The organism is Pectobacterium peruviense (assembly GCF_003312355.2).
GTDB lineage: Bacteria > Pseudomonadota > Gammaproteobacteria > Enterobacterales > Enterobacteriaceae > Pectobacterium > Pectobacterium peruviense.
In genome coordinates this window covers 4630060-4650190 of sequence record NZ_CP161826.1, presented here as the reverse complement: position 1 = coordinate 4650190, position 20131 = coordinate 4630060, and the positions used below count along the sequence as shown (strand labels likewise).

General features: G+C 48.3%; 12 protein-coding genes, 6 tRNA genes, 3 rRNA genes and 1 pseudogene. 20 read left to right on the top strand and 2 right to left on the bottom strand.

Annotated elements, in window-relative coordinates:
• The first annotated feature begins 5 nt into the window (after positions 1 to 5).
• From hemG to birA, 8 genes are all read left to right on the top strand, one after another.
• Complete coding sequence (hemG, locus tag DUT67_RS20965) at positions 6 to 545, top strand: menaquinone-dependent protoporphyrinogen IX dehydrogenase (protein WP_113625929.1); 540 nt, start codon at positions 6 to 8, stop codon at positions 543 to 545.
• Between the two features lie 391 nt (positions 546 to 936).
• A 16S ribosomal RNA gene (locus tag DUT67_RS20960) occupies positions 937 to 2479 on the top strand.
• Positions 2480 to 2554: 75 nt separating this feature from the next.
• Positions 2555 to 2631 (top strand) — tRNA-Ile (locus tag DUT67_RS20955).
• A gap of 42 nt (positions 2632 to 2673) precedes the next feature.
• Positions 2674 to 2749, top strand: a tRNA-Ala gene (locus DUT67_RS20950).
• A gap of 216 nt (positions 2750 to 2965) precedes the next feature.
• Positions 2966 to 5871 (top strand): 23S ribosomal RNA (locus DUT67_RS20945).
• Positions 5872 to 6000: 129 nt separating this feature from the next.
• Positions 6001 to 6116 (top strand): 5S ribosomal RNA (gene rrf, locus DUT67_RS20940).
• The 16S, 23S and 5S rRNA genes sit together here with 2 tRNA genes alongside, the layout of an rRNA operon.
• A gap of 152 nt (positions 6117 to 6268) precedes the next feature.
• Entirely contained in the window at positions 6269 to 7306 is a 1038-nt protein-coding gene (gene murB, locus DUT67_RS20935; RefSeq protein WP_113628140.1) for a UDP-N-acetylmuramate dehydrogenase, read from the top strand.
• Positions 7303 to 8262 (top strand): bifunctional biotin--[acetyl-CoA-carboxylase] ligase/biotin operon repressor BirA, encoded by a 960-nt coding sequence (birA, locus tag DUT67_RS20930; protein WP_113628141.1) that lies wholly within the window; start codon positions 7303 to 7305, stop codon positions 8260 to 8262. The genes murB and birA overlap by 4 nt, the downstream gene beginning before the upstream one ends.
• Positions 8263 to 8296: 34 nt before the next feature.
• Here birA and coaA read toward each other — a convergent pair whose 3' ends face one another.
• Both coaA and DUT67_RS20920 read right to left on the bottom strand, forming a co-directional pair.
• Positions 8297 to 9247: a type I pantothenate kinase gene (coaA, locus tag DUT67_RS20925; RefSeq protein WP_048258305.1), complete on the bottom strand. Its 951-nt coding sequence runs from the start codon at positions 9245 to 9247 to the stop codon at positions 8297 to 8299.
• 210 nt (positions 9248 to 9457) lie between these two features.
• Positions 9458 to 9849: pseudogene (locus DUT67_RS20920) on the bottom strand (GNAT family N-acetyltransferase).
• 330 nt (positions 9850 to 10179) lie between these two features.
• On the opposite strand from DUT67_RS20920, the gene DUT67_RS20915 reads away from it, so the two are divergent.
• From DUT67_RS20915 to rpoB, 12 genes are all read left to right on the top strand, one after another.
• A tRNA-Thr gene (locus tag DUT67_RS20915) sits at positions 10180 to 10255 on the top strand.
• Positions 10256 to 10270: 15 nt separating this feature from the next.
• Positions 10271 to 10355 (top strand) — tRNA-Tyr (locus tag DUT67_RS20910).
• A gap of 128 nt (positions 10356 to 10483) precedes the next feature.
• A tRNA-Gly gene (locus DUT67_RS20905) sits at positions 10484 to 10558 on the top strand.
• A 6-nt stretch (positions 10559 to 10564) separates the two neighbouring features.
• Positions 10565 to 10640: transfer RNA gene (locus tag DUT67_RS20900), tRNA-Thr, on the top strand.
• Positions 10641 to 10747: 107 nt separating this feature from the next.
• The gene (gene tuf / locus DUT67_RS20895) at positions 10748 to 11932 is read left to right on the top strand and encodes an elongation factor Tu (RefSeq protein ID WP_368350107.1); all 1185 of its coding nucleotides are present in this window, start codon (positions 10748 to 10750) and stop codon (positions 11930 to 11932) included.
• Positions 11933 to 12169: 237 nt separating this feature from the next.
• A complete protein-coding gene (gene secE, locus DUT67_RS20890) occupies positions 12170 to 12553 on the top strand; it encodes a preprotein translocase subunit SecE (RefSeq protein WP_113627923.1) in 384 nt (127 codons plus the stop codon).
• 1 nt (position 12554) lies between these two features.
• Positions 12555 to 13100: a transcription termination/antitermination protein NusG gene (gene nusG / locus DUT67_RS20885; RefSeq protein ID WP_005970339.1), complete on the top strand. Its 546-nt coding sequence runs from the start codon at positions 12555 to 12557 to the stop codon at positions 13098 to 13100.
• A gap of 162 nt (positions 13101 to 13262) precedes the next feature.
• Positions 13263 to 13691 (top strand): 50S ribosomal protein L11, encoded by a 429-nt coding sequence (gene rplK / locus DUT67_RS20880; RefSeq protein ID WP_005970337.1) that lies wholly within the window; start codon positions 13263 to 13265, stop codon positions 13689 to 13691.
• Between the two features lie 3 nt (positions 13692 to 13694).
• Positions 13695 to 14399: a 50S ribosomal protein L1 gene (gene rplA / locus DUT67_RS20875; RefSeq protein WP_048258308.1), complete on the top strand. Its 705-nt coding sequence runs from the start codon at positions 13695 to 13697 to the stop codon at positions 14397 to 14399.
• A gap of 319 nt (positions 14400 to 14718) precedes the next feature.
• Entirely contained in the window at positions 14719 to 15216 is a 498-nt protein-coding gene (gene rplJ / locus DUT67_RS20870) for a 50S ribosomal protein L10 (protein ID WP_011091858.1), read from the top strand.
• A 66-nt stretch (positions 15217 to 15282) separates the two neighbouring features.
• Positions 15283 to 15648, top strand: coding sequence for a 50S ribosomal protein L7/L12 (gene rplL, locus DUT67_RS20865; RefSeq protein ID WP_005970331.1), 366 nt, complete (start codon positions 15283 to 15285; stop codon positions 15646 to 15648).
• Between the two features lie 327 nt (positions 15649 to 15975).
• Entirely contained in the window at positions 15976 to 20004 is a 4029-nt protein-coding gene (gene rpoB / locus DUT67_RS20860; RefSeq protein WP_048258309.1) for a DNA-directed RNA polymerase subunit beta, read from the top strand.
• Positions 20005 to 20131 lie beyond the last annotated feature (127 nt).

Genomic DNA, 20131 nt, shown 5'->3' with positions numbered 1-20131 from the left:
GAACAATGAAAGCTTTGATCGTGTTTTCGAGTCGGGATGGGCAAACAAGGGCGATTGCCTCCTATATTGCGAATACGCTGAAAGGAACCATGGAGTGTGATGTTGTTAACGTGCTCAATGCGAACGATATCGATCTGGGTCAATACGATCAGGTCCTTATGGGAGCGTCGATTCGGTACGGGCGCTTTCATCCAGCGGTAAATCAATTTATCCATAAGCATCTGGCTTCCCTGCAACAACGGCCTAGCGCATTCTTCTCAGTGAACCTCACCGCACGCAAACCAGAAAAGCGCACAATACAAACCAATGCCTATACGCGTAAGTTCCTGCTGAATTCCCCTTGGCAGCCAGATCTGTGTTGTGTGTTCGCAGGTGCTCTGCGTTATCCGCGTTATCGTTGGTTCGATCGGGTAATGATTCAACTCATTATGCGTATGACGGGTGGCGAAACGGATAGCACTAAAGAAGTTGAATATACGGACTGGCAGCAGGTTGCCCGTTTTGCACAGGATTTCGCTCAATTAGCGGCGAAAAATCCGGCATAACGCTGTCTTTTACTGCGCTTTGCTGAAGAAATCCCCACTCGATAATTATTTTGCATTTAGCGCTTGTCAGCCGCCGAGAAGTCCCTATAATGCGCATCCACTGACACGGCAACAGCGACACGCGGTTGTGGTGACAGGAAAAAGATTTAATGAAGGCGGTCAGTAATGACTTGACTTTAAAGCGGATTAGCATAGTATATGCAGCCCGCGCCACCGAAGAAGTGGCACTGCTCTTTAACAATATAATCAGACAATCTGTGTGGGCACTCACAAGACCGTATCTTAACGATATAAAAAGTCTTGAAGAGTGAACAACAGTGAAATTCATTACGAATAAACAGTTTTAATTCTTTGAGCATCGCTGACGAGTTCAGCAAATCAAACAAATCTTAAATTGAAGAGTTTGATCATGGCTCAGATTGAACGCTGGCGGCAGGCCTAACACATGCAAGTCGAGCGGTAGCACAGAAGAGCTTGCTCTTCGGGTGACGAGCGGCGGACGGGTGAGTAATGTCTGGGAAACTGCCTGATGGAGGGGGATAACTACTGGAAACGGTAGCTAATACCGCATAACGTCTTCGGACCAAAGAGGGGGACCTTCGGGCCTCTTGCCATCAGATGTGCCCAGATGGGATTAGCTAGTAGGCGGGGTAATGGCCCACCTAGGCGACGATCCCTAGCTGGTCTGAGAGGATGACCAGCCACACTGGAACTGAGACACGGTCCAGACTCCTACGGGAGGCAGCAGTGGGGAATATTGCACAATGGGCGCAAGCCTGATGCAGCCATGCCGCGTGTGTGAAGAAGGCCTTCGGGTTGTAAAGCACTTTCAGCGGGGAGGAAGGCAGTAAGGTTAATAACCTTGCTGATTGACGTTACCCGCAGAAGAAGCACCGGCTAACTCCGTGCCAGCAGCCGCGGTAATACGGAGGGTGCAAGCGTTAATCGGAATGACTGGGCGTAAAGCGCACGCAGGCGGTCTGTTAAGTTGGATGTGAAATCCCCGGGCTTAACCTGGGAACTGCATTCAAAACTGACAGGCTAGAGTCTTGTAGAGGGGGGTAGAATTCCAGGTGTAGCGGTGAAATGCGTAGAGATCTGGAGGAATACCGGTGGCGAAGGCGGCCCCCTGGACAAAGACTGACGCTCAGGTGCGAAAGCGTGGGGAGCAAACAGGATTAGATACCCTGGTAGTCCACGCTGTAAACGATGTCGACTTGGAGGTTGTGCCCTTGAGGCGTGGCTTCCGGAGCTAACGCGTTAAGTCGACCGCCTGGGGAGTACGGCCGCAAGGTTAAAACTCAAATGAATTGACGGGGGCCCGCACAAGCGGTGGAGCATGTGGTTTAATTCGATGCAACGCGAAGAACCTTACCTACTCTTGACATCCAGAGAATTTGCTAGAGATAGCTTAGTGCCTTCGGGAACTCTGAGACAGGTGCTGCATGGCTGTCGTCAGCTCGTGTTGTGAAATGTTGGGTTAAGTCCCGCAACGAGCGCAACCCTTATCCTTTGTTGCCAGCACGTAATGGTGGGAACTCAAAGGAGACTGCCGGTGATAAACCGGAGGAAGGTGGGGATGACGTCAAGTCATCATGGCCCTTACGAGTAGGGCTACACACGTGCTACAATGGCGTATACAAAGAGAAGCGACCTCGCGAGAGCAAGCGGACCTCATAAAGTACGTCGTAGTCCGGATTGGAGTCTGCAACTCGACTCCATGAAGTCGGAATCGCTAGTAATCGTAGATCAGAATGCTACGGTGAATACGTTCCCGGGCCTTGTACACACCGCCCGTCACACCATGGGAGTGGGTTGCAAAAGAAGTAGGTAGCTTAACCTTCGGGAGGGCGCTTACCACTTTGTGATTCATGACTGGGGTGAAGTCGTAACAAGGTAACCGTAGGGGAACCTGCGGTTGGATCACCTCCTTACCAAAAAAAGATGTGTGTTACGTGAAGTGCTCACACAGATTGTCTGATGAAAATAACGAGCAGAAATACCTTAATAGGCTTGTAGCTCAGGTGGTTAGAGCGCACCCCTGATAAGGGTGAGGTCGGTGGTTCAAGTCCACTCAGGCCTACCAACTCTTCCGTGAGTGGTATCTAAGGTAACTGTAAGTAGAGACGGGGTTATAGCTCAGCTGGGAGAGCGCCTGCCTTGCACGCAGGAGGTCTGCGGTTCGATCCCGCATAGCTCCACCATCACTACTCGGTATGATAAAAAACATCAGAGTGTACCTGTTTGGGTGCACTGCGATGTTTTGCTCTTTAACAATCTGGAACAAGCTGAAAATTGAAACATGACAGCTGAACATACAGGACTGCCTTCGGGTAGGTCGTGATGAGTCAGTCTGTCAATGAGTCTCTCAAATAATCGCAGCGCGATGATGAATCGAAAGAAACATCTTCGGGTTGTGAGGTTAAGCGACTAAGCGTACACGGTGGATGCCTAGGCAGTCAGAGGCGATGAAGGGCGTGCTAATCTGCGATAAGCGTCGGTAAGCTGATATGAAGCGTTATACCCGACGATACCCGAATGGGGAAACCCAATGTGTTTCGACACATTATCATGACATGAATACATAGTGTCATGAGGCGAACCGGGGGAACTGAAACATCTCAGTACCCCGAGGAAAAGAAATCAACCGAGATTCCCCTAGTAGCGGCGAGCGAACGGGGAGGAGCCCAGAACCTGAATCAGTTTGTGTGTTAGTGGAAGCGTCTGGAAAGTCGCACAGTAAAGGGTGATAGTCCCGTACACAAAAATGCACAAGTTGTGAGTTCGATGAGTAGGGCGGGACACGTGACATCCTGTCTGAATATGGGGGGACCATCCTCCAAGGCTAAATACTCCTGACTGACCGATAGTGAACCAGTACCGTGAGGGAAAGGCGAAAAGAACCCCGGCGAGGGGAGTGAAATAGAACCTGAAACCGTGTACGTACAAGCAGTGGGAGCCTACTAGTTGGGTGACTGCGTACCTTTTGTATAATGGGTCAGCGACTTATATTCTGTAGCAAGGTTAACCGTATAGGGGAGCCGCAGGGAAACCGAGTCTTAACTGGGCGTTAAGTTGCAGGGTATAGACCCGAAACCCGGTGATCTAGCCATGGGCAGGTTGAAGGTTGGGTAACACTAACTGGAGGACCGAACCGACTAATGTTGAAAAATTAGCGGATGACTTGTGGCTGGGGGTGAAAGGCCAATCAAACCGGGAGATAGCTGGTTCTCCCCGAAAGCTATTTAGGTAGCGCCTCGTGAACTCATCTTCGGGGGTAGAGCACTGTTTCGGCTAGGGGGTCATCCCGACTTACCAACCCGATGCAAACTACGAATACCGAAGAATGTTATCACGGGAGACACACGGCGGGTGCTAACGTTCGTCGTGAAGAGGGAAACAACCCAGACCGCCAGCTAAGGTCCCAAAGTCATGGTTAAGTGGGAAACGATGTGGGAAGGCACAGACAGCCAGGATGTTGGCTTAGAAGCAGCCATCATTTAAAGAAAGCGTAATAGCTCACTGGTCGAGTCGGCCTGCGCGGAAGATGTAACGGGGCTAAACCATGCACCGAAGCTGCGGCAGCGACACTTAGGTGTTGTTGGGTAGGGGAGCGTTCTGTAAGCCGTTGAAGGTGGCCTGTGAGGGTTGCTGGAGGTATCAGAAGTGCGAATGCTGACATAAGTAACGATAATGCGGGTGAAAAACCCGCACGCCGGAAGACCAAGGGTTCCTGTCCAACGTTAATCGGGGCAGGGTGAGTCGACCCCTAAGGCGAGGCTGAAAAGCGTAGTCGATGGGAAACAGGTTAATATTCCTGTACTCGGTGTTACTGCGAAGGGGGGACGGAGAAAGCTAGGTTATCCGGGCGACGGTTGTCCCGGTTTAAGCGTGAAGGTGGATGACTTAGGTAAATCCGGGTCATTGTTAACACTGAGGCGTGATGACGAGTCACTACGGTGATGAAGTAACCGATGCTACGCTTCCAGGAAAAGCCTCTAAGCTCCAGGTAACATCAAATCGTACCCCAAACCGACACAGGTGGTCAGGTAGAGAATACTCAGGCGCTTGAGAGAACTCGGGTGAAGGAACTAGGCAAAATGGTGCCGTAACTTCGGGAGAAGGCACGCTCCTGTCGGTGAAGTCCCTTGCGGATGGAGCTGGCGGGAGTCGCAGATACCAGCTGGCTGCAACTGTTTAATAAAAACACAGCACTGTGCAAACACGAAAGTGGACGTATACGGTGTGACGCCTGCCCGGTGCCGGAAGGTTAATTGATGGGGTCAGCCGCAAGGCGAAGCTCTTGATCGAAGCCCCGGTAAACGGCGGCCGTAACTATAACGGTCCTAAGGTAGCGAAATTCCTTGTCGGGTAAGTTCCGACCTGCACGAATGGCGTAATGATGGCCAGGCTGTCTCCACCCGAGACTCAGTGAAATTGAACTCGCTGTGAAGATGCAGTGTACCCGCGGCAAGACGGAAAGACCCCGTGAACCTTTACTATAGCTTGACACTGAACCTTGAGCCTTGATGTGTAGGATAGGTGGGAGGCTTTGAAGCGAGGACGCCAGTTCTTGTGGAGCCAACCTTGAAATACCACCCTTTAATGTTTGATGTTCTAACGTAGACCCGTAATCCGGGTTGCGGACAGTGTCTGGTGGGTAGTTTGACTGGGGCGGTCTCCTCCCAAAGAGTAACGGAGGAGCACGAAGGTTAGCTAATCCTGGTCGGACATCAGGAGGTTAGTGCAAAGGCATAAGCTAGCTTGACTGCGAGAGTGACAGCTCGAGCAGGTGCGAAAGCAGGTCTTAGTGATCCGGTGGTTCTGAATGGAAGGGCCATCGCTCAACGGATAAAAGGTACTCCGGGGATAACAGGCTGATACCGCCCAAGAGTTCATATCGACGGCGGTGTTTGGCACCTCGATGTCGGCTCATCACATCCTGGGGCTGAAGTAGGTCCCAAGGGTATGGCTGTTCGCCATTTAAAGTGGTACGCGAGCTGGGTTTAGAACGTCGTGAGACAGTTCGGTCCCTATCTGCCGTGGGCGTTGGAAGATTGAGAGGGGTTGCTCCTAGTACGAGAGGACCGGAGTGAACGCACCACTGGTGTACGGGTTGTGATGCCAATTGCATTGCCCGGTAGCTAAGTGCGGAAGAGATAACCGCTGAAAGCATCTAAGCGGGAAACTTGCCTCGAGATGAGTCTTCCCTGGGCACTAGATGCCCCTGAAGGGCCGTTGAAGACGACGACGTAGATAGGCTGGGTGTGTAAGCGTAGCGATACGTTGAGCTAACCAGTACTAATGACCCGAGAGGCTTAACCTTACAACACCGAAGATGTTTTGGTGTGATGAAAGACTCATATAAAACGAAATTCAGCTTGTTCAAAGATTGGTTCTGATGGTTGTGCGAGCGCGTAAGCAGTGCATAACGGTTGGGATGAAACAGAATTTGCCTGGCGGCGATAGCGCGGTGGTCCCACCTGACCCCATGCCGAACTCAGAAGTGAAACGCCGTAGCGCCGATGGTAGTGTGGGGTCTCCCCATGTGAGAGTAGGGAACTGCCAGGCATCAAATACGTGGAAAGCCTCTGTCGAAAGACAGGGGCTTTTTGCTATGGAGGATTTTGGGGGATTTACACGTTTAGGTTGGCAAAAGGCCGTCGGTATCCTGCGTAGATCAGGTAGACTATGTGATATCTAAATTAGTCGGTATTTCTATCATGGCGCCAAGCCTTATTTCATTGAAGTCTTATAACTCTTTCTCATTATCTGTTTCTGCATCTTGTATTACGGTTGCGGATACTCAGGACAAATTGATTGAAGAGTGGCGCGTCGCCAGTGCATCACAAGAGCCAGTTTTATTACTAGGAGAAGGAAGTAATGTTCTTTTTCTGGAAGATTTTTTAGGCACTATTCTGCTAAATCGAATCAAAGGTATAGATATTCGTGAGACAAGCGATGGCTGGTATCTTCATGTCGGTGCTGGTGAAAATTGGCATCAGTTAGTTGAGTATACGCTTAAACATGGCATTGTTGGGTTAGAAAATCTGGCGTTAATTCCTGGATGTGTGGGGTCTGCGCCAATACAGAATATTGGTGCGTACGGTATCGAATTGCAACATGTCTGTGATTACGTTGAATTATTGGATCTAACAGAAGGTAAAACGATGCGTCTTACCGCTGAGGAATGCCAATTTGGTTACCGTGAAAGCATATTTAAGCACCATTACCGTTCTAGGTTTGCGATTACTGCAGTAGGGCTTTTTTTAAAGAAAGAGTGGAATCCGATACTGAACTACGGCGATTTGGCCAAACTGAATCCTGAAACTGTTACGCCACAGCAGGTGTTTGATTCTGTATGTCATATGCGCCAAAGCAAACTTCCAGATCCTGTAGTGACAGGTAATGCCGGTAGCTTCTTTAAAAATCCGATAATTACACAACAGGATGCTGAATGTATTTTACGAGAGTATCCGAATGCTCCTCAGTATTTACAAGCTGATGGTAACGTGAAGTTGGCTGCGGGCTGGTTAATTGATCAGTGTAAGCTTAAAGGCTTTCAGCTTGGTGGTGCGGCTGTTCACGAGAAGCAAGCATTGGTTTTGATTAATAAAAATAATGCAAAAAGTTCAGATATTGTCGAATTAGCTCGTTATGTTCGCGATCGGGTTGCTGAGAAGTTCTCTATACAGTTGGAGCCTGAAGTTCGCTTTATTGCTGCACGTGGAGAGGTCAATGCTATTGAGGTATTATCATGAAAGATATTACGGTTCCTCTTAAATTAATTAAGATTCTCTCTGATGGTGAATTTTATTCCGGTGAATTACTGGGTGAAATGATGGGGATGAGCCGAGCTGCGATTAATAAACATATTCAAACTATACGTGATTGGGGAATTGATGTTTTTACTGTAACAGGTAAAGGCTATTCTTTACCTATGCCTATGCAGTTATTAGATGTAGAGGCCATCCTCACAAATCTCCCAGAAGGTGGAGTCACTGTCTTACCTGTCGTTGATTCTACTAATCAGTACATGTTAGAACGATTGGATACATTATCCTCCGGTGACGCATGTCTTGCTGAATATCAGCAATCTGGGCGCGGTCGTCGGGGTCGACAATGGTTTTCCCCTTTTGGAGCGAATTTATATTTGTCCTTATATTGGCGCCTAGAACAAGGACCTGCTGCCGCTGTTGGGGTTAGTTTGGTAATCGGTATCGTAATGGCTGAAGTGCTACACAAACTTGGTGCTGAGGGTGTTCGAGTTAAATGGCCCAATGATTTATATCTAAAGGATCGAAAACTAGCTGGCATTCTTGTCGAATTGACTGGAAAAACGGGTGATGCTGCTAATTTAGTAATTGGTGCTGGTATCAATTTACAAATGAGAGAGCCTGCCCCAGATACTATTAATCAAGGATGGATAAATTTACAAGAAGCTGGTATAGACATTAATCGTAATACACTTGCTTCGACTCTTATTTATGAATTAAGAGAAGCTTTGGCTATTTTTGAACTACAAGGTCTTGAGCCATTCATTTCCCGATGGGAAAAATTGGATAACTATTTTAATCGCTCAGTCCGTTTGATTATCGGTAATCGTGAAATATACGGTGTTGACCGCGGAATAGATCGCCAAGGTGCATTGTTGTTAGAAAATGACGGTCTGATAACGCCATATATAGGTGGGGAGATTTCCCTGCGTGGAGCGTAAAAAGGGGGTTAGCCCCCTGTTTATATTAATTTTTTCACTTTCTTAACCTAACACATTCAACGGCATGGTTAGCACTTTTAGTCATGATAAGGCTAGCCCTCTCCTTGGTAGGTAGAATATTTTCTTTTAAATTAAGCCCATTAATTTCTTTCCATAATTGAGATGCAATACCGATAGCTTCCTCTTCCGTCAGTTTTGCGTAATTATGGAAATATGAATTTGGGTTTGAGAATGCACCTTGTCTGAATTTTAAGAAACGATTTATGTACCATGTTTGCAGGAGTGTCTCCGGTGCATCGACATAGATAGAAAAATCTACAAAATCTGATACAAAAACTCTATGTGGATCATGTGGATAGTCCATTCCACTTTGTAATACATTCAAGCCTTCCAATATTAAAATATCAGGTTGCTCCAACACTTTATTATTATTAGGTACAATGTCATATGTCAGATGAGAATACGTCGGTGCCGTGACTTTATGTGTTCCTGATTTTATATCAGAAACAAATTTCACCAAGCTATGCATATCATATGATTGTGGGAAGCCTTTTTTCTTCATCAAATTACGTTCTTTTAAAACTTTATTTGGATGAAGAAACCCATCGGTTGTAATTAACTCTACACTGCGATGTTCTGGCCAACGGCTCAATAATGCTTGAAGTACACGGGCTGTGGTACTTTTTCCTACAGCGACACTACCTGCAATACCGATTATATAAGGTATCTTTTGGCCATCAGTTCCTAAGAACTGCTCAAGTACAGCCTGACGGCGTAAATTAGAACTGATATAGAAATTTAGCAGGCGAGATAACGGCAGATAAATTTCTGCGACCTCGTCTAATGAAAGATCTTCGTTAATCCCTTTGAGTTTAACGATCTCTTCTTCTGTCAGCGTTAACGGGACAGAATCGCGCAAGGCGGCCCATTGGCTGCGGTTAAATTGTAGATATGGCGTGGCCAAAGATTGCTCTCTATTGCTCATAAGTCGTGTTCTGCCTGCTTAACAGGTAAGAGAAGGGAGTGATAGCTCCACGACGAAGCGGGCTATTAGTGTAGCTAACGCCATAATCGCGGTACCTTCTCTTGTGTAATAAATTTTTGATAATGGGCAGGTTAACACTTTGCTGATAGAAATAAGAAGAGAAAATCGGTTCCGTACCCGATGCATCCGTGTCTGTACATCTGGTACACGCTAGCTGGCGATTGTTTTACCTAAACCATTCGTAGCAAAGAGGCACTTATAATAAATGGCTGTTGGGTGGTAATGGCCATCAGGTGTACAAGCATAGCCGGGTAATTCTCCCAAATGGCGATATCCCAATACGCGGTAAAATGTTTCTGCGAAGGAGCCTACTTGAATATCTAAATAGACTCGTCTCCTTCGTCGTCGCGCACTACCCATAGGATGCGTTCACCGCTGGCGACAGACGTTTGCAATCCGTGAAAATATTCTACGGCTTCTTTGTGAAGTAGTGGTGAGTGGTAATCAACAGAAGCGCCGTTTTCTACAGCATCTATCAGTAGATAGGCCAGTTCTTCACGATAGATAGGCAAGGTTGCTGTATCGAGTTGAACCGTTTTCATCGCATTTTGTCCGTCTGACAGCAATTTGTTTCTAATCAGGCAAAATACATTCCAGATCTATTCTCTTAGAGAAACGAGCAAAATAACATCTGTCAGTGCAGAGTCTGCCCTCCTAAAGGGCAAATAACGTATTTTTGGCGCGAGTGATATCGAAGTGTCTTGATGGTGACATCCTCATCTCATTGGATAAACTGGTGGTTCTTTGCGCTAATTTTTGCTGGTAGTCTAGATTTATGGGTGAATTTGGATAAAATCTAAGCGATAGCGCATTTTACGCAATTTTTTTGTTGCATCGAGCGTTCTGTCTACCTAGAATGCGCAGCACTTGAAGCCGGCTTAGCTCAGTAGGTAGAGCAACTGACTTGTAATCAGTAGGTCACCAGTTCGATTCCGGTAGCCGGCACCATCAAGTACACAATCAGGTGGGGTTCCCGAGCGGCCAAAGGGAGCAGACTGTAAATCTGCCGTCACAGACTTCGAAGGTTCGAATCCTTCCCCCACCACCAAATTCAATCCTGGTAGCAGGATATTCGATGCGGTAGCAAGACTAAGCCGGGTCGACGAAGGCGGGGTCTATAATCTTATTCCCCAATTTCAAAATCTACAGAAAAATTAGGTAGCCGAGTTCCAGGATGCGGGCATCGTATAATGGCTATTACCTCAGCCTTCCAAGCTGATGATGTGGGTTCGATTCCCACTGCCCGCTCCAAGATGTGCTGATATAGCTCAGTTGGTAGAGCGCACCCTTGGTAAGGGTGAGGTCGGCAGTTCGAATCTGCCTATCAGCACCACTTCCTTTTCCTCCTCCTGATTTTCTTTCTGTGAATAAATTCAGCAAGCTATCGCTTGGTTGATGTGGTGATACCACCGATTTATCCGTGTCTTAGAGGGACAATCGATGTCTAAAGAAAAATTTGAACGTACAAAACCGCACGTTAACGTCGGTACTATCGGCCACGTTGACCATGGTAAAACAACGCTGACTGCTGCAATCACTACCGTTCTGGCTAAAACCTACGGTGGTAACGCACGTGCATTCGATCAGATCGACAACGCACCAGAAGAAAAAGCACGTGGTATCACCATCAACACGTCTCACGTTGAATACGATACCCCGTCTCGCCACTATGCGCACGTTGACTGCCCAGGACACGCCGATTATGTGAAAAACATGATCACCGGTGCTGCTCAGATGGATGGCGCGATCCTGGTTGTTGCTGCGACTGACGGCCCGATGCCTCAGACTCGTGAGCACATCCTGCTGGGTCGTCAGGTTGGCGTTCCTTTCATCATCGTGTTCCTGAACAAATGTGACATGGTTGATGACGAAGAGCTGCTGGAACTGGTTGAGATGGAAGTGCGTGAGCTGCTGTCTCAGTACGATTTCCCAGGCGACGACACGCCGGTAATTCGTGGTTCTGCTCTGAAAGCGCTGGAAGGCGAAGCTGAGTGGGAAGCAAAAATCATCGAACTGGCCGGCTACCTGGATTCTTATATTCCAGAACCAGAGCGTGCAATTGACAAGCCGTTCCTGCTGCCAATCGAAGACGTATTCTCCATCTCTGGTCGTGGTACCGTTGTGACCGGTCGTGTAGAGCGCGGTATTGTTAAAGTCGGTGAAGAAGTTGAAATCGTTGGTATCAAAGATACTGCGAAATCTACCTGTACTGGCGTAGAAATGTTCCGCAAGCTGCTGGACGAAGGTCGTGCAGGCGAGAACGTAGGTGTTCTGCTGCGTGGTATCAAGCGTGAAGAAATCGAGCGTGGCCAAGTACTGGCCAAGCCTGGTTCAATCAAGCCGCACACCCAGTTCGAATCAGAAGTGTATATCCTGAGCAAAGATGAAGGCGGCCGTCATACTCCGTTCTTCAAAGGCTACCGTCCTCAGTTCTACTTCCGTACGACTGACGTAACGGGCACCATCGAACTGCCAGAAGGCGTAGAGATGGTAATGCCGGGCGACAACATCAAAATGGTTGTTACCTTGATCCACCCAATTGCGATGGATGACGGTTTGCGTTTCGCAATCCGTGAAGGCGGCCGTACTGTAGGTGCGGGCGTTGTTGCTAAAGTTATCGCTTAATCGCTGATAACGTTTGACGCGACACGCGATAAAAGGGCATCATTTGATGCCCTTTTTCTACGCTGTCATGGTAGAACCTATCTCATCAGCGATTGTGAGATATAATCATTGGTGAGATAGGCTCTGTAGACGCGGCGTAAATACCGAATTATTCGTTTTACAGAACATTTTTCGGTTTGGTTGCCCCGTAGTTGCGGGGCGAAGTTATTTGTCTGAATCATTGTGACAGGTTGGTTTATGAGTGCGAATACCGAAGCTCAGGATAGTGGGCGTAGCCTGGAAGTGATTAAGTGGCTAGCAGTAGGTACCTTGCTGGTTGTTGCGATTGTTGGCAATTATTATTACCGCGAATTTAGCCTTCCTCTGCGTGCATTGGCCGTTGTTATCCTGATCGCTGCAGCTGGTGGTGTGGCGCTGCTGACCACGAAAGGCAAAGCAACCGTAGCGTTTGCTCGCGAAGCGCGTACTGAAGTACGCAAAGTAATTTGGCCGACTCGTCAGGAAACGTTACACACCACGTTAATCGTTGCCGCGGTGACCGCCGTGATGTCACTGATTTTGTGGGGGCTAGATGGTATTCTGGTCCGTTTGGTATCGTTTATCACTGGCCTGAGGTTCTAAGATGTCTGAAGCTCCAAAAAAACGTTGGTACGTCGTTCAGGCGTTTTCTGGTTTTGAAGGCCGCGTAGCACAATCGCTGCGTGAGCACATCAAACTCCATAATATGGAAGAACTGTTTGGCGAAGTCATGGTTCCTACTGAAGAAGTAGTTGAGATCCGTGGTGGGCAACGTCGCAAGAGCGAGCGCAAGTTTTTCCCTGGTTATGTCTTGGTACAGATGGTTATGGAAGATGCGAGTTGGCATCTTGTGCGCAGTGTTCCTCGTGTTATGGGGTTCATTGGCGGTACATCTGACCGTCCTGCGCCGATCAGTGACAAAGAAGTGGATGCGATTATGAATCGTCTCCAGCAGGTTGGTGACAAGCCTCGTCCGAAAACGCTGTTTGAACCAGGTGAAATGGTTCGCGTTAACGACGGCCCGTTTGCCGACTTTAACGGTGTTGTCGAGGAAGTGGACTACGAGAAAAGCCGCCTTAAGGTGTCTGTTTCTATATTTGGTCGTGCGACACCTGTTGAATTGGACTTTGCTCAGGTCGAGAAAGGCTAAGTGTCTGACAAGACTTGCTGAAAATAGCGACTTGCCTATGGCGCGAAATTAACCTATAATTTCGCGCCTTTTGTTTTTTAGTTGCCTTAACGGCGACTGAAACGTAATACAAACCACGGGGAGCCTTTTTCTAGGCGCTATTACCCAATCGAGGAAAGTTAAATGGCTAAGAAAGTACAAGCCTATGTCAAGCTGCAAGTTGCAGCTGGTATGGCTAACCCGAGCCCACCGGTAGGTCCGGCTCTGGGTCAACAAGGTGTTAACATCATGGAATTCTGTAAGGCGTTCAACGCTAAAACGGAAAGCCTTGAGAAGGGTCTACCGACTCCTGTTGTTATTACCGTTTATTCTGACCGTTCTTTCACCTTCGTTACCAAAACGCCTCCAGCAGCAGTTCTGCTGAAGAAAGCGGCTGGTATCAAGTCTGGTTCCGGCAAGCCGAACAAAGACAAAGTAGGTAAAGTAACGAGCGCTCAGGTTCGTGAAATCGCAGAAACTAAAGCTGCGGACATGACTGGTTCTGATGTAGACGCCATGGCGCGTTCTATCGCAGGTACTGCTCGTTCCATGGGCCTGGTAGTGGAGGATTAATAAATGGCTAAGCTGACCAAGCGCATGCGCGTGATCCGTGACAAAGTTGATGTAACTAAACAGTATGACATCAACGAAGCTGTTGCTCTGCTCAAAGAGCTGGCCACTGCTAAGTTTGTAGAAAGTGTAGACGTAGCTGTTAACCTCGGCATCGATGCACGTAAATCTGACCAAAACGTTCGCGGTGCAACCGTTCTGCCTCATGGCACCGGTCGTTCTGTTCGCGTCGCTGTCTTCACCCAAGGTGCAAACGCTGAAGCTGCTAAAGCTGCTGGCGCTGAATTTGTGGGCATGGAAGATCTGGCTGATCAGATCAAGAAAGGCGAAATGGGCTTTGACGTTGTTATTGCATCTCCAGATGCAATGCGCGTTGTTGGCCAATTGGGCCAACTGCTCGGGCCGCGCGGCCTGATGCCAAACCCGAAAGTAGGTACTGTAACACCTAACGTTGCTGAAGCAGTTAATAATGCTAAAGCGGGCCAGGTTCGTTACCGTAACGACAAGAACGGCATCATCCATACCACTATCGGTAAGGTTGATTTCGATTCTAATAACTTGAAAGAAAACCTGGAATCTTTGCTGATTGCGCTGAAAAAAGCAAAACCATCTCAGGCGAAAGGCGTGTACATCAAGAAAGTTAGCCTGTCTACCACTATGGGCGCTGGCGTTGCCATCGACCAGAGCGGTCTGAACGCAGCTGCTAACTAATAGCTTTTGTTCCGCTTTACTCGGGTGTGGGATTTACCTATAATTTTACGCCCGTTGTTCCTTAAGTGGATCGACGCAAGAATTTTTCGGTTGGAGCCTGGCCTATCCAGGCCTCCGTCCAAGACCGCAGGTGTTTCGTAAGAAACTTAATTCTCCTGCGTAGACGGTGACAGAGCCTAAATAACGTTTTTCTTTTTTATAAAGAATAATTTTTTACTGGATTCTGCTCACCGTGTTTCAACGCTTATCTCTAATTTTGGCGATAAGTGAAGTGAGTTCCGGAGAGTTTCTCTCCGGCTAAATCCAGGAGCAAAAGCTAATGGCATTAAATCTTCAAGACAAACAAGCGATTGTTGCTGAAGTCAGCGAAGTAGCCAAAGGTGCGCTGTCTGCGGTTGTTGCGGATTCCCGTGGCGTTACCGTTGATAAAATGACCGAACTGCGTAAAGCAGGTCGTGAAGCTGGCGTTTACATGCGTGTTGTTCGTAACACCCTGCTGCGCCGCGTCGTTGAAGGCACTCAATTTGAATGCTTGAAAGACACGTTTGTTGGTCCGACCCTGATTGCATATTCTATGGAACACCCGGGCGCTGCTGCTCGTCTGTTCAAAGATTTCGCGAAAGCGAATGCAAAATTTGAGGTCAAAGCTGCAGCCTTTGAAGGCGAGCTGATCCCGGCGGCTCAAATTGACCGTCTGGCAACGCTGCCGACTTACGAAGAAGCACTGGCACGTCTGATGTCGACCATGAAAGAAGCCGCTGCTGGCAAACTGGTCCGCACTCTGGCAGCTGTTCGCGATGCAAAAGAAGCCGCATAATAGCGCTTTCTTTTTTAACGCACTTGCTAACGTATAAACTATTTCTGATTCTTAGGAACTATTGTTATGTCTATCACTAAAGATCAAATTCTGGAAGCAGTAGCAGCTATGTCTGTAATGGATGTTGTTGAACTGGTTTCCGCTATGGAAGAAAAATTCGGTGTTTCTGCTGCTGCTGCTGTAGCTGTTGCTGCTGGCCCAGCTGAAGTTGCTGAAGAAAAAACTGAGTTCGACGTTGTGCTGAAAGCTATCGGCGCTAACAAAGTTGCTGTAATCAAAGCTGTTCGTGGCGCAACTGGTCTGGGCCTGAAAGAAGCCAAAGATCTGGTTGAATCTGCTCCAGCAGTTATGAAAGAAGGCGTGAGCAAAGATGACGCTGAAGCACTGAAGAAATCACTGGAAGAAGCTGGCGCAGAAGTTGAAGTTAAATAAGCCAACCTTTCAGGTTGCAGCCTGATTTATTAGGCTGATGGCTGGTGGCTTTTTAGTCACCAGCCTTTTTGCGCTGTAGGGCATCAATGGGATTTCACACTGTTTAGCCATTGATTTCCCCAAATATTTTTTTCTATTGACGACTTAATATACTGTTTTTCCGCATAGGCACCTTGCCTAAGCAAGAGCAACGAAATGGTTTAAGAGTAATAGAAAGACGTATTACGGAAAGTTCTCTATTTTCCGACCAACGTAAATAGTGTTGCATGAACTGTCCTTGTTAGGGCAGACAGAGTGGTTCGACTTGTCAGCTAGCTGAGGAACCCTATGGTTTACTCCTATACCGAGAAAAAACGAATTCGTAAGGATTTTGGTAAACGTCCACAAGTTTTGGACATACCTTATCTCCTTTCTATCCAACTTGACTCGTTCCAGAAGTTTATCGAGCAAGACCCGGAAGGCCAGCACGGTTTGGAAGCTGCATTCCGTTCTGTTTTCCCAATAAAAAGCTATAGCGGTAATTCAGAGCTGCAATACGTTAGCTATCGCTTGGGCGAACCAGTATTTGACGTTAAAGAATGTCAGATCCGTGGTGTGACGTTCTCTGCGCCGCTACGCGTTAAACTGCGTCTGGTGATTTACGAGCGTGAAGCGCCTGAAGGCACCGTTAAAGACATCAAAGAACAAGAAGTTTACATGGGCGAAATTCCGCTCATGACTGATAACGGTACCTTCGTGATCAACGGTACTGAGCGTGTGATCGTGTCTCAGTTGCACCGTAGTCCAGGTGTGTTCTTCGATAGTGACAAAGGTAAAACCCACTCTTCAGGTAAGGTGCTGTATAACGCACGTATTATTCCTTACCGTGGTTCCTGGTTGGATTTCGAATTTGATCCGAAGGATAACCTGTTTGTCCGTATCGACCGTCGCCGCAAATTGCCTGCGACCATTATCCTGCGTGCGCTGGGTTACTCCACCGAACAGATTCTCGATCTTTTCTTCGATAAAATTGTCTATGAAATCAATGGCAATAAATTGCAGATGGATCTGGTTCCTGAGCGCTTACGTGGTGAAACCGCGTCGTTTGATATCGAAGCGAATGGTAAAATTTATATCGAAAAAGGTCGCCGCATCACTGCACGTCATATCCGTCAGTTAGAGAAAGACGGTATTGAGCGCATTGAAGTGCCTGTTGAATATATCGCTGGCAAAGTACTGTCCAAAGATTATATCGACGAGAGCACTGGTGAACTGATCGGCGCAGCCAACATGGAGCTGTCGCTGGATCTGCTGGCTAAACTGAGCCAGTCTGGTCACAAACGTATTGAGACACTGTTCACCAACGATCTTGATCACGGTGCATACATGTCTGAAACCGTGCGTGTCGATCCGTCAAGCGATCGTCTGAGCGCGCTGGTTGAAATCTATCGCATGATGCGTCCTGGTGAGCCACCAACGCGTGAAGCAGCAGAAACGCTGTTCGAGAACCTGTTCTTCTCTGAAGACCGCTACGATCTGTCTGCGGTTGGCCGTATGAAGTTCAACCGTTCTTTGTTGCGTGACGAGATCGAAGGTTCCGGTATCCTGAGCAAAGCTGACATCATCGAAGTGATGAAGAAGCTCATTGATATCCGTAACGGTAAAGGCGAAGTGGATGATATCGACCACCTCGGCAACCGTCGTATCCGTTCCGTCGGCGAAATGGCAGAAAACCAATTCCGCGTTGGTCTGGTGCGTGTAGAACGCGCTGTAAAAGAGCGTCTGTCTCTGGGTGACCTCGATACGCTGATGCCGCAGGACATGATTAACGCCAAGCCGATTTCGGCTGCTGTGAAAGAGTTCTTCGGTTCGAGCCAGCTGTCACAGTTTATGGACCAGAACAACCCGTTGTCTGAGATTACGCACAAACGTCGTATCTCTGCATTGGGTCCAGGTGGTCTGACGCGTGAACGTGCTGGCTTTGAAGTTCGTGACGTACACCCGACTCACTATGGTCGTGTTTGTCCTATCGAAACGCCAGAAGGTCCGAACATTGGTCTGATCAACTCCCTGTCCGTTTATGCGCAAACGAACGAATACGGTTTCCTTGAAACCCCATATCGTCGCGTGCGTGAAAACGTGGTTACGGATGAGATTCATTACCTGTCTGCGATTGAGGAAGGTAACTTCGTTATCGCACAGGCAAACACCAATTTAGACGAAGAAGGTCGCTTCATCGACGAACTGGTTACCTGCCGTAACAAAGGAGAGTCCAGCTTGTTCAGCCGTGATCAGGTTGAATATATGGATGTTTCCACACAGCAGATAGTTTCCGTCGGTGCGTCCCTGATTCCGTTCCTGGAACACGATGACGCCAACCGTGCCCTGATGGGTGCGAACATGCAACGTCAAGCCGTTCCTACCTTACGCGCTGATAAGCCGCTGGTTGGTACGGGTATGGAACGCGCTGTTGCGGTTGACTCCGGTGTAACTGCAGTAGCAAAACGTGGTGGTACAGTACAGTACGTGGATGCATCTCGTATTGTAATCCGCGTTAATGACGATGAAATGTATCCGGGCGAAGCCGGGATCGACATCTATAACCTGACCAAATATACCCGTTCTAACCAGAACACCTGCATCAGCCAGATGCCGTGTGTGTCTCTGGGTGAACCAGTAGAACGTGGTGACGTTCTGGCAGATGGCCCGTCCACCGATCTGGGTGAGCTGGCGCTGGGTCAGAACATGCGCGTGGCATTCATGCCATGGAATGGTTACAACTTCGAAGACTCCATCCTCGTTTCCGAGCGTGTGGTTCAGGAAGATCGCTTTACGACCATTCACATCCAGGAACTGGCCTGTGTGTCTCGTGACACCAAGTTAGGGCCTGAAGAAATTACTGCGGACATCCCGAACGTGGGTGAAGCAGCACTTTCTAAACTGGATGAGTCTGGCATCGTTTATATCGGTGCGGAAGTGACCGGTGGTGACATTCTGGTTGGTAAAGTGACGCCGAAAGGTGAAACCCAACTGACGCCAGAAGAGAAGCTGCTGCGTGCGATCTTCGGTGAGAAAGCGTCTGACGTTAAAGACTCTTCTCTGCGTGTACCAAACGGTGTTTCCGGTACGATTATCGACGTACAGGTCTTTACCCGCGACGGCGTGGAAAAAGACAAACGTGCGTTGGAAATCGAAGAAATGCAGCTGAAGCAGGCGAAGAAAGACCTGACTGAAGAGTTGCAGATTCTGGAAGCGGGCCTGTTTGGACGTATCCACGCAGTGCTGGTTTCTGGCGGCGTAGAAGCTGAAAAACTGGACAAACTGCCGCGCGAGCGCTGGTTGGAACTGGGTCTGACTGATGAAGATAAACAGAATCAGTTGGAACAGCTTGCAGAACAGTATGATGAGCTGAAGCACGAGTTCGAGAAAAAACTCGAAGCTAAGCGCCGTAAAATCACCCAAGGCGATGATCTGGCACCGGGCGTGCTGAAAATCGTTAAGGTTTATCTGGCTGTTAAGCGTCAGATCCAACCGGGTGACAAGATGGCAGGTCGTCACGGGAACAAAGGTGTTATCTCCAAGATCAACCCGATCGAAGATATGCCTTACGATGAGAACGGTACGCCGGTCGATATCGTACTGAACCCGCTGGGTGTACCTTCACGTATGAACATCGGTCAGATTCTGGAAACCCACTTGGGTATGGCAGCAAAAGGTATCGGCGAGAAAATCAACGCCATGCTTAAGCAGCACGAAGAAGTGACTAAACTGCGTGAATTTATCCAGAAAGCCTATGATCTGGGCGACGATGTGCGTCAAAAAGTCGACCTGAGTACTTTTTCCGACGAAGAAGTTATGCGTCTGGCTGAAAACCTGAAGAAGGGTATGCCAATTGCAACGCCGGTATTCGACGGTGCAAAAGAGAAAGAAATCAAGGAACTGTTGCAGATGGGCGGTATCCCTACCTCCGGTCAGATTACTCTGTACGATGGACGTACTGGTGAGCAATTTGAGCGTCAGGTTACAGTGGGCTACATGTACATGCTGAAACTGAACCACTTGGTTGACGATAAGATGCATGCCCGTTCCACCGGTTCTTATAGCCTGGTTACTCAGCAGCCGCTGGGTGGTAAGGCGCAGTTCGGTGGTCAACGCTTCGGTGAGATGGAAGTGTGGGCGCTGGAAGCTTATGGTGCAGCTTATACCCTGCAAGAAATGTTGACCGTTAAGTCTGATGACGTGAACGGCCGTACCAAGATGTATAAAAACATCGTGGATGGCAATCATCAGATGGAACCAGGCATGCCGGAATCCTTCAACGTATTGTTGAAAGAAATCCGTTCGCTGGGTATCAACATCGAGCTGGAAGAAAAGTAATACCAGCTCGTTGTATCGCTGGCATTCGTCATAGGGACACCTGAACGCTGTTTTTAACGGCCATGTTGTTTTTAACAGCATGGCTGCTTTAACGGCATAGTTCAGGTGTCTATCAGGTCTAACTCCG

Excerpts from the sequence above, each read along its gene's own strand:
- hemG (WP_113625929.1), top strand. The coding sequence starts at position 6 with ATGAAAGCTTTGATCGTGTTTTCGAGTCGGGATGGGCAAACAAGGGCG.
- murB (WP_113628140.1), top strand. The coding sequence starts at position 6,269 with ATGGCGCCAAGCCTTATTTCATTGAAGTCTTATAACTCTTTCTCATTA.
- birA (WP_113628141.1), top strand. The coding sequence starts at position 7,303 with ATGAAAGATATTACGGTTCCTCTTAAATTAATTAAGATTCTCTCTGAT.
- coaA (WP_048258305.1), bottom strand. The coding sequence starts at position 9,247 with ATGAGCAATAGAGAGCAATCTTTGGCCACGCCATATCTACAATTTAAC.
- tuf (WP_368350107.1), top strand. The coding sequence starts at position 10,748 with ATGTCTAAAGAAAAATTTGAACGTACAAAACCGCACGTTAACGTCGGT.
- secE (WP_113627923.1), top strand. The coding sequence starts at position 12,170 with ATGAGTGCGAATACCGAAGCTCAGGATAGTGGGCGTAGCCTGGAAGTG.
- nusG (WP_005970339.1), top strand. The coding sequence starts at position 12,555 with ATGTCTGAAGCTCCAAAAAAACGTTGGTACGTCGTTCAGGCGTTTTCT.
- rplK (WP_005970337.1), top strand. The coding sequence starts at position 13,263 with ATGGCTAAGAAAGTACAAGCCTATGTCAAGCTGCAAGTTGCAGCTGGT.
- rplA (WP_048258308.1), top strand. The coding sequence starts at position 13,695 with ATGGCTAAGCTGACCAAGCGCATGCGCGTGATCCGTGACAAAGTTGAT.
- rplJ (WP_011091858.1), top strand. The coding sequence starts at position 14,719 with ATGGCATTAAATCTTCAAGACAAACAAGCGATTGTTGCTGAAGTCAGC.
- rplL (WP_005970331.1), top strand. The coding sequence starts at position 15,283 with ATGTCTATCACTAAAGATCAAATTCTGGAAGCAGTAGCAGCTATGTCT.
- rpoB (WP_048258309.1), top strand. The coding sequence starts at position 15,976 with ATGGTTTACTCCTATACCGAGAAAAAACGAATTCGTAAGGATTTTGGT.